12 protein-coding genes are annotated in these 13728 nt (G+C 65.6%); 10 read left to right on the top strand and 2 right to left on the bottom strand.

The window, feature by feature from the left end; translation table 11 throughout:
- Positions 1-406, top strand: a 406-nt coding sequence (locus tag ACXJL8_RS16285) for an amidase family protein (protein ID WP_456685233.1), incomplete at its 5' end; no start/stop codon positions are given.
- Positions 407-626: 220 nt separating this feature from the next.
- Here ACXJL8_RS16285 and ACXJL8_RS16280 read toward each other — a convergent pair.
- Together ACXJL8_RS16280 and ACXJL8_RS16275 are read right to left on the bottom strand one after the other, a co-directional pair.
- Complete coding sequence (locus ACXJL8_RS16280) at positions 627-1526, bottom strand: LysR substrate-binding domain-containing protein (RefSeq protein WP_456618025.1); 900 nt, start codon at positions 1524-1526, stop codon at positions 627-629.
- A 66-nt stretch (positions 1527-1592) separates the two neighbouring features.
- Positions 1593-2558, bottom strand: coding sequence for a LysR family transcriptional regulator (locus ACXJL8_RS16275; RefSeq protein WP_456618024.1), 966 nt, complete (start codon positions 2556-2558; stop codon positions 1593-1595).
- Positions 2559-2694: 136 nt separating this feature from the next.
- On the opposite strand from ACXJL8_RS16275, the gene ACXJL8_RS16270 reads away from it, so the two are divergent.
- The 9 genes from ACXJL8_RS16270 to ACXJL8_RS16230 all read left to right on the top strand — a co-directional run bounded on the left by ACXJL8_RS16270 (position 2695) and on the right by ACXJL8_RS16230 (position 13661).
- Positions 2695-4008 carry a cation:dicarboxylate symporter family transporter gene (locus ACXJL8_RS16270; protein WP_456618023.1) on the top strand — a complete coding sequence of 438 codons (1314 nt, stop codon included), beginning with the start codon at positions 2695-2697 and terminating at the stop codon, positions 4006-4008.
- A gap of 17 nt (positions 4009-4025) precedes the next feature.
- Positions 4026-5060 (top strand): PdxA family dehydrogenase, encoded by a 1035-nt coding sequence (locus ACXJL8_RS16265; RefSeq protein ID WP_456618022.1) that lies wholly within the window; start codon positions 4026-4028, stop codon positions 5058-5060.
- Complete coding sequence (locus ACXJL8_RS16260; RefSeq protein WP_456618021.1) at positions 5050-6504, top strand: MmgE/PrpD family protein; 1455 nt, start codon at positions 5050-5052, stop codon at positions 6502-6504. The genes ACXJL8_RS16265 and ACXJL8_RS16260 overlap by 11 nt, the downstream gene beginning before the upstream one ends.
- A 17-nt stretch (positions 6505-6521) precedes the next feature.
- Complete coding sequence (locus ACXJL8_RS16255) at positions 6522-7958, top strand: MmgE/PrpD family protein (RefSeq protein WP_456618020.1); 1437 nt, start codon at positions 6522-6524, stop codon at positions 7956-7958.
- 40 nt (positions 7959-7998) lie between these two features.
- Entirely contained in the window at positions 7999-8970 is a 972-nt protein-coding gene (locus ACXJL8_RS16250) for a Bug family tripartite tricarboxylate transporter substrate binding protein (RefSeq protein WP_456618019.1), read from the top strand.
- Positions 8971-8979: 9 nt separating this feature from the next.
- The gene (locus ACXJL8_RS16245; RefSeq protein ID WP_456618018.1) at positions 8980-9768 is read left to right on the top strand and encodes an SDR family NAD(P)-dependent oxidoreductase; all 789 of its coding nucleotides are present in this window, start codon (positions 8980-8982) and stop codon (positions 9766-9768) included.
- A complete protein-coding gene (locus ACXJL8_RS16240; RefSeq protein ID WP_456618017.1) occupies positions 9768-10586 on the top strand; it encodes an alpha/beta fold hydrolase in 819 nt (272 codons plus the stop codon). The genes ACXJL8_RS16245 and ACXJL8_RS16240 overlap by 1 nt, the downstream gene beginning before the upstream one ends.
- Before the next feature lie 63 nt (positions 10587-10649).
- A complete protein-coding gene (locus ACXJL8_RS16235) occupies positions 10650-12809 on the top strand; it encodes a carboxypeptidase-like regulatory domain-containing protein (RefSeq protein ID WP_456618016.1) in 2160 nt (719 codons plus the stop codon).
- A 60-nt stretch (positions 12810-12869) separates the two neighbouring features.
- Complete coding sequence (locus ACXJL8_RS16230) at positions 12870-13661, top strand: fumarylacetoacetate hydrolase family protein (RefSeq protein ID WP_456618015.1); 792 nt, start codon at positions 12870-12872, stop codon at positions 13659-13661.
- The last annotated feature ends 67 nt before the right edge of the window (positions 13662-13728 follow it).

Genomic DNA, 13728 nt, shown 5'->3' with positions numbered 1-13728 from the left:
CACTGGCACGGACTATATCGAGGCTGGCTACCGGCGCGGTCAGGCCCGCAACGCCTTCCTGAAATTGTTCGAGCGCGTCGATGCGCTGGTGACACCGACGGTCGCAGTGACCGCGTTCGAGGCCGGCCAGATCGGCGTCGACGAGATCGACGGCAGCAAGGTCGATCCGCATCTCGGCTGGTCGCCCTTCACCTGGCCGATCAACCTCGCCGGCCTTCCGGCGGCGACGCTGCCCTGCGGCTTCGACCGCGATGGCCTGCCGATCGGCTTGCAGATCGTGGCCCCCTGGCTCGACGAGCCGACGATCTTCCGCATCGCCGCTGCGTTCGAGCAGGCGCAGCCCTGGGCAAAATTTTGGCCGGCGCTGGCGTTGCGCGAACCGGATCTGGCGCGTGCGAAGGCGTGAGGCATACTTGGCGAGGTCGGCGCCGCCTTACCTCGCCCCGCTTGCGGGGAGAGGTCGGAATTCAAGCGCAGCTTGWATTCCGGGTGAGGGGGACTCTCCGCGAGTCCAGCTTTCACCGGCTTTGCCGATAGAGCCCCTCACCCCAACCCTCTCCCCGCAAGAGCGGGGCGAGGGAGCTCACTACCGATGCGGGGACAGATCGGGTTGACCTCATTGCGCCTTACGACAGCTCGATCGGGACGCCGCGTCCGCTGAGCTCTTCGTCCAGGCGCAGATAGTGCGCGAGATAATCGTGCAGCGCGGTCGCGGCCTTCGACGTGGCGCCGCTGGACTTGTAGAGCAGGAGCTCGACCTTCGGCAGCGGCGGCAGGCCTTCGTTGGGGCCGATCTCGCGCATCGCCGGCACCAGCGCGCTGCGGCCGAGCACGGTGACGGCCATGCCGGCGAAGGCTGCGGCCTGCAATCCGCCGACGCTTTCGCTGACGCAGGCGATGCGCCAGCGCAGGTTGGCACGCTCGAGCGTGTCGATCGCGTAGTCGCGATAGATGTTGCCCGGCGGCAGCAGTGCCAGCGGAATGGGCCGCTCCTGGTGCGCGGCGGATTGCTCGCCGGTCATCCAGACCAGCTGCTCGCGCCGCACCACCTGGCCGCCGGTAAAGTCGTTCATGCGGGTGACGAGCGCGATGTCGACGTCCCCGCGCTTGACGAGGCCCACCAGCGGCGTCGACAGCGCGCAGTTGAGCTCGACCTGGATGCGCGGAAACGACTTTCTGAACACGCTGAGGATCGAAGGCAGCATGAACGCCGCGTAGAGGTCGGGCGTGCCGAGCACGACCTGGCCCTCGATCTCCTGCGACGCCAGTTGCGAAATCAGCTCGTCATGCAACCGCAGGATGGATTTGGCGTAGGTGAGGACCGTGGTGCCGTCCTCGGTCAGTGTCAGCCGGCGGCCGGCATGCTCGAACAGCTGCTTGCCGGTGAGCTCCTCCAGGCGCTGCAATTGCAGCGTAATCGCCGGCTGGGTGCGGCCCAGCCGTCGCGCGGTCTCGGTGATGCTGCCGGTCTCGACCACCGAGATCAGCGAYCGGAGCATGCGGATGTCCAGACTGATGAGGTTCATGCGGCGTCCATGTCGCCCAGATTTTATGCAATTTCCATGCTAGCGGCCGCGCGGCCCGCTCGTCCGTTACCTCGCTCGCGGGACGGTGGCGGCGGATTTTCCGCTCGACCGGCCCTTGCGTACCGCGTTCCAGAAAGTCTCGGCCGCCCGGGTCATGCGGGCACGCACGCGGAACAGCGAGATGCTGATCGCGATATCCCAGTCCGTGCCGCCAGCGCGCAGCAGGCGGCCGTTTTCGAGATCATGCCGCACGAGGCTCAGCGGCGCCCAGGTGATGCCGCGCCCCTCGCGTGCCATGTCGATCAAGAGCATGACCGGCGCGGAGAAGCTCGGAACGAGCCAGGCCGCCGGATCCTTGGTCGCCAGGAACGATGTGACGATTCGTCCGACGCCGGAGCCGGGGTGGTAGGCGAGATAGGGCAGCGCCGCACCGGCCGCGCCGGGCAGGGCATAGCGCGGTTTTGCCTTGCTGCGGCGTCCGCCGCGCGCGGGCCGGGCGATCGGCGCGCTGATCGGGACCAGCACGTCGGTCGAGAGTTCGATGCGCTGGAAGCGGTCCATGTCGAGCCGGCTCACCAGCGACGGATGATGGTGTGACAGCAGGAAGTGCGCCTGCGCATCCAGCAGCAGCTTTTCGCAGCCGGCGAAATTGGAGGCGACGAGCTGCACGGCCGAGCCGGCACGTGCACTGTCCGCGTTGCGAATCCATTCCGGGAAAAACGTTTGTGACAGCGCATGCGTGGCGGCAAAGGTGATGGTCTCGGCCTTCAGCCGCGCCACTTCCAGCGCTTCCTCGCGTCCGACCAGCACCCGGCGCAGCACGTCCTCGGCAACGGAGCGAAAACTCTCGCCGGCCGGCGTCAGCGTGATCGTGTGCGTCGAGCGCTCGAACAGCGCCGTTCCCAGCCACTCTTCGAGCGACCTGATGCGGCGGCTCAGCGCCGGCTGGGTCACATGCCGGCGCTGGGAGGCGCGCGAGAACCCGCCCTCCTCGGCGATGGCAAGGAAATCCTCCAGCCAAATCAGGTCCATATGACGTTTTGTCCTTAAATCATACCGATACGGCATTAGCGCCTGAAAGACCGCTGGTCCAATGTAAACGGCATCGGAAGACAAGAACAAAGCGCCATCGACGCATGGCGCGACGATGCCGTTGGAGGGAAGCAAATTGCAGGTCGCCGCAACGCCGCTGTCCGAGCCCATCTCGAGGCCGGTTACCGAAGGCCGCCGCAAGCCGCTCTGGCGCGAGCAATATGTCCTGGTGATTGCCGGCGCCGCGCTCGGCGTCCTGTTCGGCGCCCTCCTTCCGACCGTTGCCGTCGAATTCAAGCCGCTTGCCGACGCCTTCATTTCGCTGATCAAGATGACGATCGCGCCGCTGATCTTCCTGGTCGTGGTCACCGGCATCGCACAGGTCGGAGACATGAAGGCCGTGGGCCGCATCGGCCTCAAGGCCTTCGTCTATTTCGAGGTGGTGACGACACTGTGCCTGCTGTTCAGCTTCGTCGTGGTGCGCTGGGTCCAGCCCGGCGCGGGCGTGGCGCATGCGACCGCGCAGCAGGCCGAGACCGTCGCCCGCTACTCGCAAGCCCATGTCGGCTCGCTGTCGGCCTACATCCAGCACATGATCCCGGAAAGCTTTGTCGGTGCGTTTGCCGCCGGCGACGTGCTCCAGGTGCTCGTGCTTGCGCTGCTCTGCGGCATCGGCCTGTTGCTGCTCGGCGAGAAGGCTGCGCCATTGCGGACCGGCATGGAACGGGTGACCGAGCTCGTGTTCAGCGTCGTCCATGTCGTGGTGGCGCTGGCTCCGATCGGCGCCTTCGGCGCCATGGCCTTCACGGTGGCGAAATTCGGCGCCGCCACGCTGTATGCGCTGGCGTTGCTGGTCGGTACCGCCTGGGCGATGATGGCCTTCTTCATCTTCGTCATTCTCGGGACGATCTGCCGCCTGGTCGGAATCCGCCTGATGGATTTGCTGCGGCTGTTGCGGACCGAGCTGCTGGTCGTGCTCGGCACCTCGTCGTCGGAAACCGCGATCCCCGGCATGATGGAGAAGCTGCCGAAGGCAGGCGTGGGGCGTGCGGTCGCCGGCCTCGTCATTCCCTCCGGCTATTCCTTCAATCTCGACGGCGTCGCGCTGACGCTGCCGCTCTCGACCATCTTCGTCGCCCAGGTCTACGGCGTCGAGCTGACCGCCGCACAGCAGCTGAGCCTGTTCGTGGTGATGCTGTTCACGAGCAAGGGCGCTGCCGGCGTCACCGGCGGTGCGTTCGCTGCGCTGGCCGCGACCGTGGTCGCCGCGGGGCTGCCGGCGGAGGGACTGGCGCTGCTGCTCGGCATCGACCGCTTCATGTCGCTGGCGCGTGCCATCACCAACACCATCGGCAACGCCGTGGCCGCCATCGTCGTCGCGAAGTGGGATGGGGAATTCAACCGGGAGGACTGGACTCAGTCCGCCGCGCAAATCCAGACAGTGAAGTAAGGATCCAAGGCTTCCAAATGACCACCAACACCAATGAACTGCCCGTCGTCGCGCTGACGCCGGGCGATTGCACCGGCATCGGCCCCGAGCAGATCGCGCGCATTCTCTCCGACGACCGGCTCGCTGACGCCGCGCGCCTTGTCGTCATCGGCGACGCCCGCGTGCTCGAGATGGGTATGGCGCAGGCCGGGGTGAAGCTGACGGTCGAGCGGATATCTTCGCCCAAGGCCGCTTCATGGGGCCGAGGCACGGTGCAGCTCGTCGATCTCGGCAACACCGACCCCGCCAAATTCCCGATCGGCAAGGCCAGCGCCGAGTCGGGCCGGCTCACCGGCGAGACGCTGGCGCGCGCGATCGATTTCTCCAAGGCTGGCGAAGTCGATGCGATCACGTTTGCGCCGCTCAACAAGCGCGCGATGTTCGACGGCGGCTGGAAGTTTCCCGACGAGCACAAGATGTTCGCGAGCCTGCTCGGCCACAAGACCTACTTCTCCGAGATGAACGTGCTGGACGGACAATGGATGTCCCGCGTCACCGGGCATCAGTCGCTGCGCGAGGCGCTCGACGGCATCAACCCGGCGAGCATCACCGACTCGATCGCGCTGGTGGACCGCATGATGCGGAAAGCCGGCGTCGCCAAGCCGCGCATCGCGGTGGCCGCGCTCAACCCGCATGCCGGTGAGGGTGGCCTGTTCGGCCGTGACGAGATCGAGATGATCCGGCCGACCGTGGAAGCGGCTGCGAAGACCGGGATTGCCTGCACGGGACCGTATCCAGCCGACACCGTCTATGTCCGGGCCTTCGCCGGCGAGTTCGACAGCGTGGTCGCGATGTATCACGACCAGGGCCAGATCGCGACCAAGCTGCGCGGCTTCAATCGCGGCGTCACCGTCACCGCCGGCCTCGAGACCGTTTTCACCACGCCGTCGCACGGCACGGCGTTCGATATCGTAGGCCAGGGCGTGGCCAAGACCGGCGCGCTGGAAAGCGCGGTCCGTCTCGCGGCCCAACTGGTATCGATCAAGGTCAAGGAGGCATCTTATGCACACTGATCGCAGGACCCTGCTTCAGGCCGTGGCCGCGCTCCCGCTCGCGACCGTCGGCACCAGCACTGCTTTCGCACAAACCCCGGCCGCGGTGCCCGCGGCCGCGCCGCCAAAGGAGGTCACGCGTGCGCTGGCGCATTATATCGTCACCGCAAGTTATGACGACCTGCCTGCCAATGTCCGCAAGGAAGGCGTCCGCACCCTTCTGAACTGGGTCGGCGTCGCGATCGGCGGTTCGCATCACCAGACCGTCGACATTGCGGTCGCCGCGCTCGGCCCGTTCTCGGGCCCGCAGCAGGCCTCCCTGTTCGGGCGGCGCGAGCGGTTCGACATCATGAACGCGGCCTTCATCAACGGCGTGTCCAGCCACATCTTCGACTATGACGACACGCATCTGAAGACGATCATCCATCCCGCGGGTCCCGTCGCCTCGGCCATTCTCGCGCTGTCGGAAATGCAGCCGGTCTCCGGCAAGGAATTTTTGAACGCGCTGGTGCTCGGCGTCGAGACCGAGTGCAGGATCGGCAATTCCGTCTATCCCAACCATTACGATGTCGGCTGGCACATCACCGGCACGGCCGGCGTGTTCGGCGCGGCGGCCGCCGTCGGCAAGCTGTTGAAGTTGAACGAGCAGCAGATGACATGGGCGCTTGGACTGGCCGCTTCCCAGCCCGTGGGTCTTCGCGAATCCTTCGGCTCGATGAACAAGAGTTTCAACCCGGGCCGCGCCGCCTCCAGCGGCATCTTCGCGGCCATTCTGGCCTCGAAGAATTTCACCTCGTCCGACGCGATGATCGAGGCCAAGCGCGGCTGGGCCAACACGATCAGCACCAAGCAGGACTACAACGAGATCCTGGGCGACCTCGGCAAGCGCTATGAGGCCGCACTCAACACCTACAAGCCGTTCGCCTGCGGCATCGTGCTGCATCCGGCGATCGATGCCGCGATCCAGCTCCGCAACGAGAACAAGGTGACGGCGGACCAGATCGAGCGTGTCGACCTCAAGGTCCATCCGCTGGTGCTGGAGCTCACCGGCAAGAAGACGCCGCAGCAGGGGCTGGAAGGCAAGTTCAGCATCTACCACGCCGTCGCGGTCGCGATCATCGAGGGCGCCGGCGGCGAGAAGCAGTTCAGCGACCGCGCCGTGACCGATCCGACCATTGTCGCGCTGCGCGGCAAGGTCAATCCTGTCATCACGGCCGGCATCAAGCCTGAGCAGGTCGATCTCACCATCGTGCTCAAGGATGGGCGCAAGCTCAACCGGTACATCGAGCACGCCATCGGCAGCGTCGAGGTGCCGATGACCGACAAGCAGCTCGAGACCAAGTTCTCCGATCTCGCGGACGGCATCATTCCTGCTGCGATGGTCAGGCGTGTCATGGATGCATGCTGGAATGTCGAAGGTCTGGTCAGCGCGGCGGAAATCGCCAAGATGTCGGTCTCATCTTGATTCTGGAGTTACTGGGAATGCCCTCACGCCGCCGTTTCCTTCAATCCGCCGGCTCGATTGCCGCTCTCGCTGCAACTGGCGGCCGCACGGCTCGCGCGGCGGGCCCAGGCGTCACCGAGCGGCTCGCTCGCTACATGGTCGCTGCGCGCGATCAGGAGCTGCCCGGGCAGGTGGTGCTCGAATGCAAGCATCGCATTCTCGATACGCTCGGCGCGATGGTGTCCGGCTCGCGCATGCGGCCGGGCGAGATGGCGCTGAAATATGTTCGTACGCTCGGCGGCGACGCGCAGGCCTCCGTGGTCGGCTCCGACTTCCGGACCACGGCGGTCAATGCGGCGCTGGCCAACGCCATGTGCGCTCATGCCGACGAGACCGACGACTTCGAGCCTGTGACCAAGGCGCATCCGGGATCGGCCGTGGTGCCGGCCGCGCTCGCAATGGCCGAGCGGGAGCATCGCAGCGGCCAGGATGTCATCCGCGCGGTCGCGCTCGGCTACGACCTGACCTGCCGCCTGCTGATGGCGCTGGGGCCGGATCTCGTGCGCGGCTCGCATCGGAGCGCCGAGGGAACGTCGTCGACCTTCGGCGCGCTCGGCGCCGCCGCATCGCTGGCGCGGCTCGACGAGAAGGGGATGCGCTACGCGATCTCCTATTCGTCGCAGCAGGTGTCCGGCCTCTGGAGCTGGGTCAAGGACAAGGACCATATCGAGAAGGCGTTCGATTTCGCCGGCATGGGCGCCCGCAACGGCGTGATGGCCGTCGACATGGTCAAGAACGGCCTGACCGGCGTCGACGACGTGCTCGACGGCACCCATAACCTCTTCATCGCGCTGTCGAGCGATCCGAAGCCCGAGGAGATGGTCAAGGATCTCGGCAGCCGCTTCTACGTCACGGAGACGGCGATCAAGACCTTTTCGGTCGGCTATCCCATCCAGTCGCCGCTGGATGCGACCCTGACGCTGCGCAAGCAGCACAGCCTCACGCCAGATAACGTTCGTAGCATCCTGGTCAAGCTGCCGACCGATGCGATGGGGATCGTGGGCGAGAGCGCGATGCCCGACGTCAATTGCCAGCACCTCGTTGCGGTCGCGCTGGTCAAGGGTGCCGTGTCGTTCACCGACAGCCACGACGTCGCGCTGATGCATGACCCGAAGATTCTCGAGCAGCGCGCCAAGGTGACGCTGGCCGGCGACAAGGCGCTGATGGATCCGGCCGCGCCGCGCGGTGCTGTCGTCGAGGTGACATTAACCGATGGCAGGAAGGTCGAGCACTTCACGAAGTACCCGCCGGGTACCAAGGAGAATCCGCTGAGCACGGAAGCAGTGGCGGCGAAGACGCGGGACCTGATCGCGCCGGTGCTGGGTGGCGACAGGGCCGAGAAGCTGATCGAGCAGATCGCCAATCTCGAACGGCTTGACGACGTCGGACAATTGAGGCCATTGCTGACGGCATGATGATTCAATCAATAACAAGACAAACATCAAGGAAGTGCCCATGCGCGGGGTTATTCGACGCATCTTTGTGGCCGCCTGTGCGGCCGTTCTGTTCTCCGGCTTTGCGGTAGCGCAGGATTATCCCTCCCGTCCGGTCAAGATCATCGTGCCGTTCCCGGCCGGCGGGTCCAACGACATCATCGCCCGCATCGTTGCGCAGAAGCTGACCGAGCGGAACGGCCAGACCTTCCTGGTGGAGAACCGCGGCGGCGCCGGCGGCAATATCGGCGCCGAGACGGTCGCGAGCGCCGATGCCGACGGCTACACCCTGCTGCTGACCGCACCGCCACCGCTGACGATCAACGGATCGCTTTACAAGAAGCTGCCGTTCGATCCCGCCAAGGCCTTTGCGCCGGTGGCGCTGATCGCGTCTGTGCCGATCGTTCTGGTCGTCAATCCGTCGGTGCAGGCGAAGAACGTGGGCGAGCTGATTGCGCTGGCCAAGGCCAAGCCGGGCTCGTTGAATTTCGGCTCGTCCGGCATCGGATCGACCAATCATCTCGCCGGCGAGCTGCTCAAGAGCATGGCGGGCGTCGATATCGTGCACGTGCCCTATCGCGGCGCGGCGCCGGCGATGAACGACCTGCTCGCGGGCCAGATCCCCTTCATGTTCGACAACATGCCCGCGGTGCTGCCGCAGGTGCAGGGCAAGGCCATCAATGCGATCGCGGTCGCAGGCGCCAAGCGCGCGGAGGCGCTGCCCGACGTACCGACGGTCGCCGAGACCATTCCGGGCTTCGAGGCCTCGTCCTGGTTCGGACTGGTGGCGCCGGCGAAGACGCCCCAGCCTGCGCTCGCCAAGCTGAGCGGCGAGCTTGAAGTCATCCTGAAAATGCCCGACGTCAGGAAGCGGCTTGCTGAGCTTGGCGCCGAGCCCGGCACGGTTTCCGGCGTCGCGTTCGGACAGTTCATGGTGGACGAGACCACGAAGTGGGGCAAGCTCGTTCAGGCCTCTGGCGCCACGGTAGACTAGGGCTGCGTCATGGATCTGAATCTCGGCGGCAAGGTTGCCGTCATCACCGGCGGCAGCATCGGCATCGGCCGTGCCATCGCCGCCGAGCTCGCGCGCGAACAAGCGCATGTCGTGATCGTCGCGCGCGACGCCGAGCGGCTTGCGGCGTCAGCTCAGGAGATGTCGCGAGACACCGGCCGGCGCGTGATCGCCTGCGCCGGAGACATGACCAGGCCCGACGACATCGCTCGGGCGATGGACACGGCGCGCAAGGCGTTCGGCCGCATCGACATTCTCGTCAACAATGCCGGGGCCTCGCCGATGGGCCGGATCGCGGAGACGCCGGATGCGACCTGGGCCAAGTCGATCGAGCTGAAACTGCTCGGCTACATGCGCTGCGCCCGCAATGTCCTGCCCGAAATGCGCGACCGCCGCTGGGGCCGCGTCATCAACATCATCGGCCGCAGCGGCCACCAGCCGCGCGCGGCCTATATGGCGGGCGGCGCGGTCAACGCGGCGCTGCTGAACTTCACGCTGGCGCTCGCCGAGGAATGCGCGCCGGATAATGTGCTGGTCACCGGCGTCAATCCCGGTCCCGTGCAGACCGATCGCTGGGACAGCCTGATCTCGCAGGGCGCGGCGATTGCGGGTCAGGATCAGGGCACGACCAATGCAGCAGCGATTGCCTCGGTGCCGCTCGGTCGCGTCGGGCAGCCGCACGAGGTGTCGGGCCTTGTTGCGTTCCTCTGTTCAGACCGCGCGTCCTTCATTACTGGAACCTGCATCAATGTCGATGGCGGTGGAACGAGGTGTATCTGATGGCTAGCGAACTGCGGAAGATCAGTGTCAGCGACGATTGCGAGCTCGCGGTTCGCCTCGACGACTATCTCCTGCCGTGGGACACCAGGCCGCCGGTCGTGATGCTGCACGGGCTCGCCGAGAGCGGCGAGGCGTTCCGGCGCTGGGTGCCGTATTTCGCCACGCATCATCTCGTGGTGCGGCCCGATCTGCGCGGCTATGGCGATTCGACGCCGATGCAGGGTGATTACGCCTATCGTTTTGCTGGTCTCGGCGACGACATCGTCCGGCTGCTTGATGCGCTGAAGCTCGATCGTGTGTTCCTGGTCGGGGGCAAGATCGGCGGCACGCTGGCGATGCACTTGACGGCCAAGCACCCGGATCGCGTGATCGCGGTCGCCGCGGTCGGCGCGCCGGCGTCACTCACCTCGTTCAACGAGCGGGCGCCGACCTGGCGCAAGCAGATCCGCGAGCACGGCGTCGAGCCCTGGGTGCGCGAGACCACCGCCGGCCGGCTCGGATCGTCGCTGCCGCCGGCGGCGCTGGACTGGTGGATCAAGCTGATGTCGAAGACCAAGGCCTCGACGCTCGAAGCATTTCTCCAGATGGTGCCGACGGTCGATGTCACCGGCGAGCTGCCCTCGATCAAGCGCCCGGCGCTGGTGATCACCACGACCGGCTCGGGGCTCGGCGACGTCGCCTCGGTCAAGGCCTGGCAGGAGACGATTCCGGGCTCGAAGCTCGAGGTGCTGCCCGGCGATTCCTATCATGTGGCCGCGACGGACCCGGATGTCTGCGCCCGGATGGTCAGGGAGTTCTTCGATCGGCTCAAAACATGAGAGATGAGTCCGAATAGCCCACCAAGAGGCTCGGACGAAACGCATGACGAAAGGGGAGGAACGATGAGCTTGAAGCAAATGCTGGCCGGCTGTCTCGGCGCGACGGCGCTGCTGCATGCCGGCACCGGAATGGCGGCGAATGTCGAGATATCCGCGAGCGACATCGGTGGACAGGTGACCAGCGACAAGGGTGGAGAGGCCGGCGTCTGGGTGATCGCCGAGACCAGGGACCTGCCCACCAAATATGCGAAGGTGGTGGTGACCGACGATCAGGGCCGGTTCGTCATCCCGGATCTTCCCGCCGCCAGTTACAAGGTCTGGGTGCGGGGCTACGGTTTGCGGGACACCGCGCAGCAGGAGGTTCGTCCCGGCAAGGTGGTGGATTTCAAGGCCGCTGCCGCTTCGCCCAAAGAGGACGCGCAGAATTATCCGGGGATGTACTGGTACTCGATGCTCGACATTCCGAGACCCGAGGAATTTCCCGGCACCGGCGACAAGGGCAACAAGATGCCGGAGACCATGAAGTCGCAGGCCCAGTGGGTCGATACGGTCAAGAACATGTGCCAGTCCTGCCACGCGCTCGGGACGCGGGGCATTCGCGAAGTCCCGAAGGTGTTCACCGACGGCTATGATTCGCATACGGCCTGGGCGGTCCGCACCCAGGCCGGCCAGGCCCAGGAATACATGGCGACGGTGCTCGCCAGCATGGGCCCCGAGAAGGTCTACGACCTGTTCTCGAAATGGACCGATCGCATCGCTGGCGGCGAACTGCCGTTCGACAAGCCCGAGCGGCCCAAGGGCATCGAGCGCAATGTGGTCTTCACGATGTGGGACTGGGCGGCGCCGACGCGCTATCAGCACGATGCGATCTCGACCGACAAGCGCAACCCGCGCCTCAACGCCAACGGCCTGATCTACGGATCGTCGGAGGAAAGCTCCGATCTCGTGCCGACGCTCGATCCCGTGAAGAACATCGCCGGCACCATCAAGCATCCCTATCTCGATCCGAACACGCCGTCGTCGACCGACGCGCCGCGGGGCCCGTCGGCCTATTGGGGTGACGAGCCGATCTGGGATGGCCACACCAGCATCCACAACGTCATGATGGACGAGCAGGGCAAGGTGTGGTTCACGGCGCGCCTGCGCCCGCCGGCCAATCCGGACTATTGCAAGCAGGGCTCGGACCTGCCGTCGGCGAAGGTGGCGCCGCAGGCCACCTCATTGCGCCAGCTGTCGCGCTTCGATCCCGCAACCGGCAAATGGGACCTGATCAACACCTGCTTCACGACCCACCACCTGTATTTCGACGACGATGCCAATCAGACGCTGTGGACCAGCTCCGGCGGCCCCGGCCTCGGCGGCGGCCTGGTCGGCTGGCTCAACACCAGGCAGTATCGCGAAACCCTCGACGACGTGAAATCGCAGGGCTGGACGCCGCTGATCATCGACACCAACGGCAATGGCAAGCGCGACGCCTATGTCGAGCACAAGGATCCCGTCGATCCGACCAAGGACAAGCGCATCGCGGCGTCGTTCTACGGCATCATGCCGAGCCCGGTCGACGATTCGATCTGGGGCCAGGCGATGGACCGCGGCTTCTCGCGCATCGATCAGCCCGGCTACATCGTTCGCGTGATGCCGGGACCCGATCCCGCCAACACCGCGCTGTCCGAAGTGTATCAGCCGCCGGAGGGCACGTTCGGGCCGCGTGGTCTCGACATCGGGCTTGACGGCGTGGTGTGGACGGTCTTGTCCAGCGGTCATCTCACAAGCTTCGACCGCAAGCTCTGCAAAGGGCCGCTCAACGGGCCGACCACGGCGGACGGCAGGCAATGTCCCGAAGGATGGAAGATCTGGCGCATGCCCGGGCCGCAGTTCAAGGGACTCGATGCCAGCGGCAGCGCAAACCACGCCTATTACGTCTGGGTGGACCGCTACAACACCTTCGGACTCGGCGCCAACGTGCCGATCGCCAGCGCCAATGGCAGCGAGTCGCTGCTCGCGCTCGTCAACGGACAGTTGGTGAATCTGCGCAATCCCTATCCGCTTGGCTTCTTCACCAAGAATGTCGACGGTCGTATCGACGACCCCAATACGGGCTGGAAGGGGCGCGGCCTGTGGAGCACGACGGGAACGCGCGCGAGCTTCCACGGTGAGGGCGGCAAGGAGGCCTCGCCTAAAGTCTACAAGGTGCAGATGCGGCCAGATCCATTGGCCCATTGATTGTTTGATCCCATCGATCGCTCCGCTACAAACGAGTGCCCAAGCCAAGGGAACAGAACCATGACAAAAACCTCTCGACGTGACCTGCTCACCGCCGCAGCCGCGATGACCGCGGCAGGCCTCGCCGATACGGCTCCCGCCGCGGCGCAGGCCGGACCGAAGCCGATCTTCCCGGTGCCGATGATCGCGATCCCGATCGTCGGCGAGACAAGCGTGTTCCAGGTCCGCCGCATCTACTGCATCGGGCGCAACTATGCCGCACACGCGATCGAGCGCGGCTCGGATCCCAACCGGGAGCCGCCGTTCTTCTTCCAGAAGCCGACCGATGCGATCCAGAACGTCGCGGTCGGCGAGGTCGCGGACCATCCCTATCCGTCGCTGACCAAGAACTATCATCACGAGGTCGAGCTGGTCGCAGCGATGAAATCCGGCGGCACCAACATCCCGGCCGAGAAGGCGCTCGACCATGTCTATGGCTACGCGCTCGGCCTCGACATGACCCGGCGCGATCTCCAGAACGGCATGGCCGCGGAGAAGAAGCCCTGGGAGATCGGCAAGAGTTTTGACCACGCCGCGGTGATCGGTCCGATCCATCCGGCCAGCAAGACCGGCCACTTCGAGAAGGGCGCCATCTCGCTGGCAATCAACGGCACGGTCAAGCAGAGCTCGGATCTCAGCAAGATGATCTGGAGCGTCGCCGAGCAGATCGCAAAGCTTTCGGAAGCGTTCGAGCTGAAGGCGGGCGACATCATCTATTCCGGCACGCCGGAGAATGTCGGCCCCGTGGTGAAGGGCGACGTGCTCCTCTGCAAGCTCGAGGGCCTGCCGGACATGTCGATCAAGATTGTGTAGCGGCTGCAGCTTTCTTTACCTCTCCCCGCTTGCGGGGAGAGGTCGGATTGCGCAGCAATCCGGGTGA

Source organism: Bradyrhizobium sp. P5_C11_2 (assembly GCF_054049755.1).
Note: the sequence above shows the minus strand (reverse complement) of the source record. Positions and strands in the feature narration are given on the sequence as shown.

Excerpts from the sequence above, each read along its gene's own strand:
- ACXJL8_RS16230 (WP_456618015.1), top strand. The coding sequence starts at position 12,870 with ATGACAAAAACCTCTCGACGTGACCTGCTCACCGCCGCAGCCGCGATG.
- ACXJL8_RS16255 (WP_456618020.1), top strand. The coding sequence starts at position 6,522 with ATGCCCTCACGCCGCCGTTTCCTTCAATCCGCCGGCTCGATTGCCGCT.
- ACXJL8_RS16265 (WP_456618022.1), top strand. The coding sequence starts at position 4,026 with ATGACCACCAACACCAATGAACTGCCCGTCGTCGCGCTGACGCCGGGC.
- ACXJL8_RS16250 (WP_456618019.1), top strand. The coding sequence starts at position 7,999 with ATGCGCGGGGTTATTCGACGCATCTTTGTGGCCGCCTGTGCGGCCGTT.
- ACXJL8_RS16245 (WP_456618018.1), top strand. The coding sequence starts at position 8,980 with ATGGATCTGAATCTCGGCGGCAAGGTTGCCGTCATCACCGGCGGCAGC.
- ACXJL8_RS16260 (WP_456618021.1), top strand. The coding sequence starts at position 5,050 with ATGCACACTGATCGCAGGACCCTGCTTCAGGCCGTGGCCGCGCTCCCG.
- ACXJL8_RS16275 (WP_456618024.1), bottom strand. The coding sequence starts at position 2,558 with ATGGACCTGATTTGGCTGGAGGATTTCCTTGCCATCGCCGAGGAGGGC.
- ACXJL8_RS16235 (WP_456618016.1), top strand. The coding sequence starts at position 10,650 with ATGAGCTTGAAGCAAATGCTGGCCGGCTGTCTCGGCGCGACGGCGCTG.
- ACXJL8_RS16240 (WP_456618017.1), top strand. The coding sequence starts at position 9,768 with ATGGCTAGCGAACTGCGGAAGATCAGTGTCAGCGACGATTGCGAGCTC.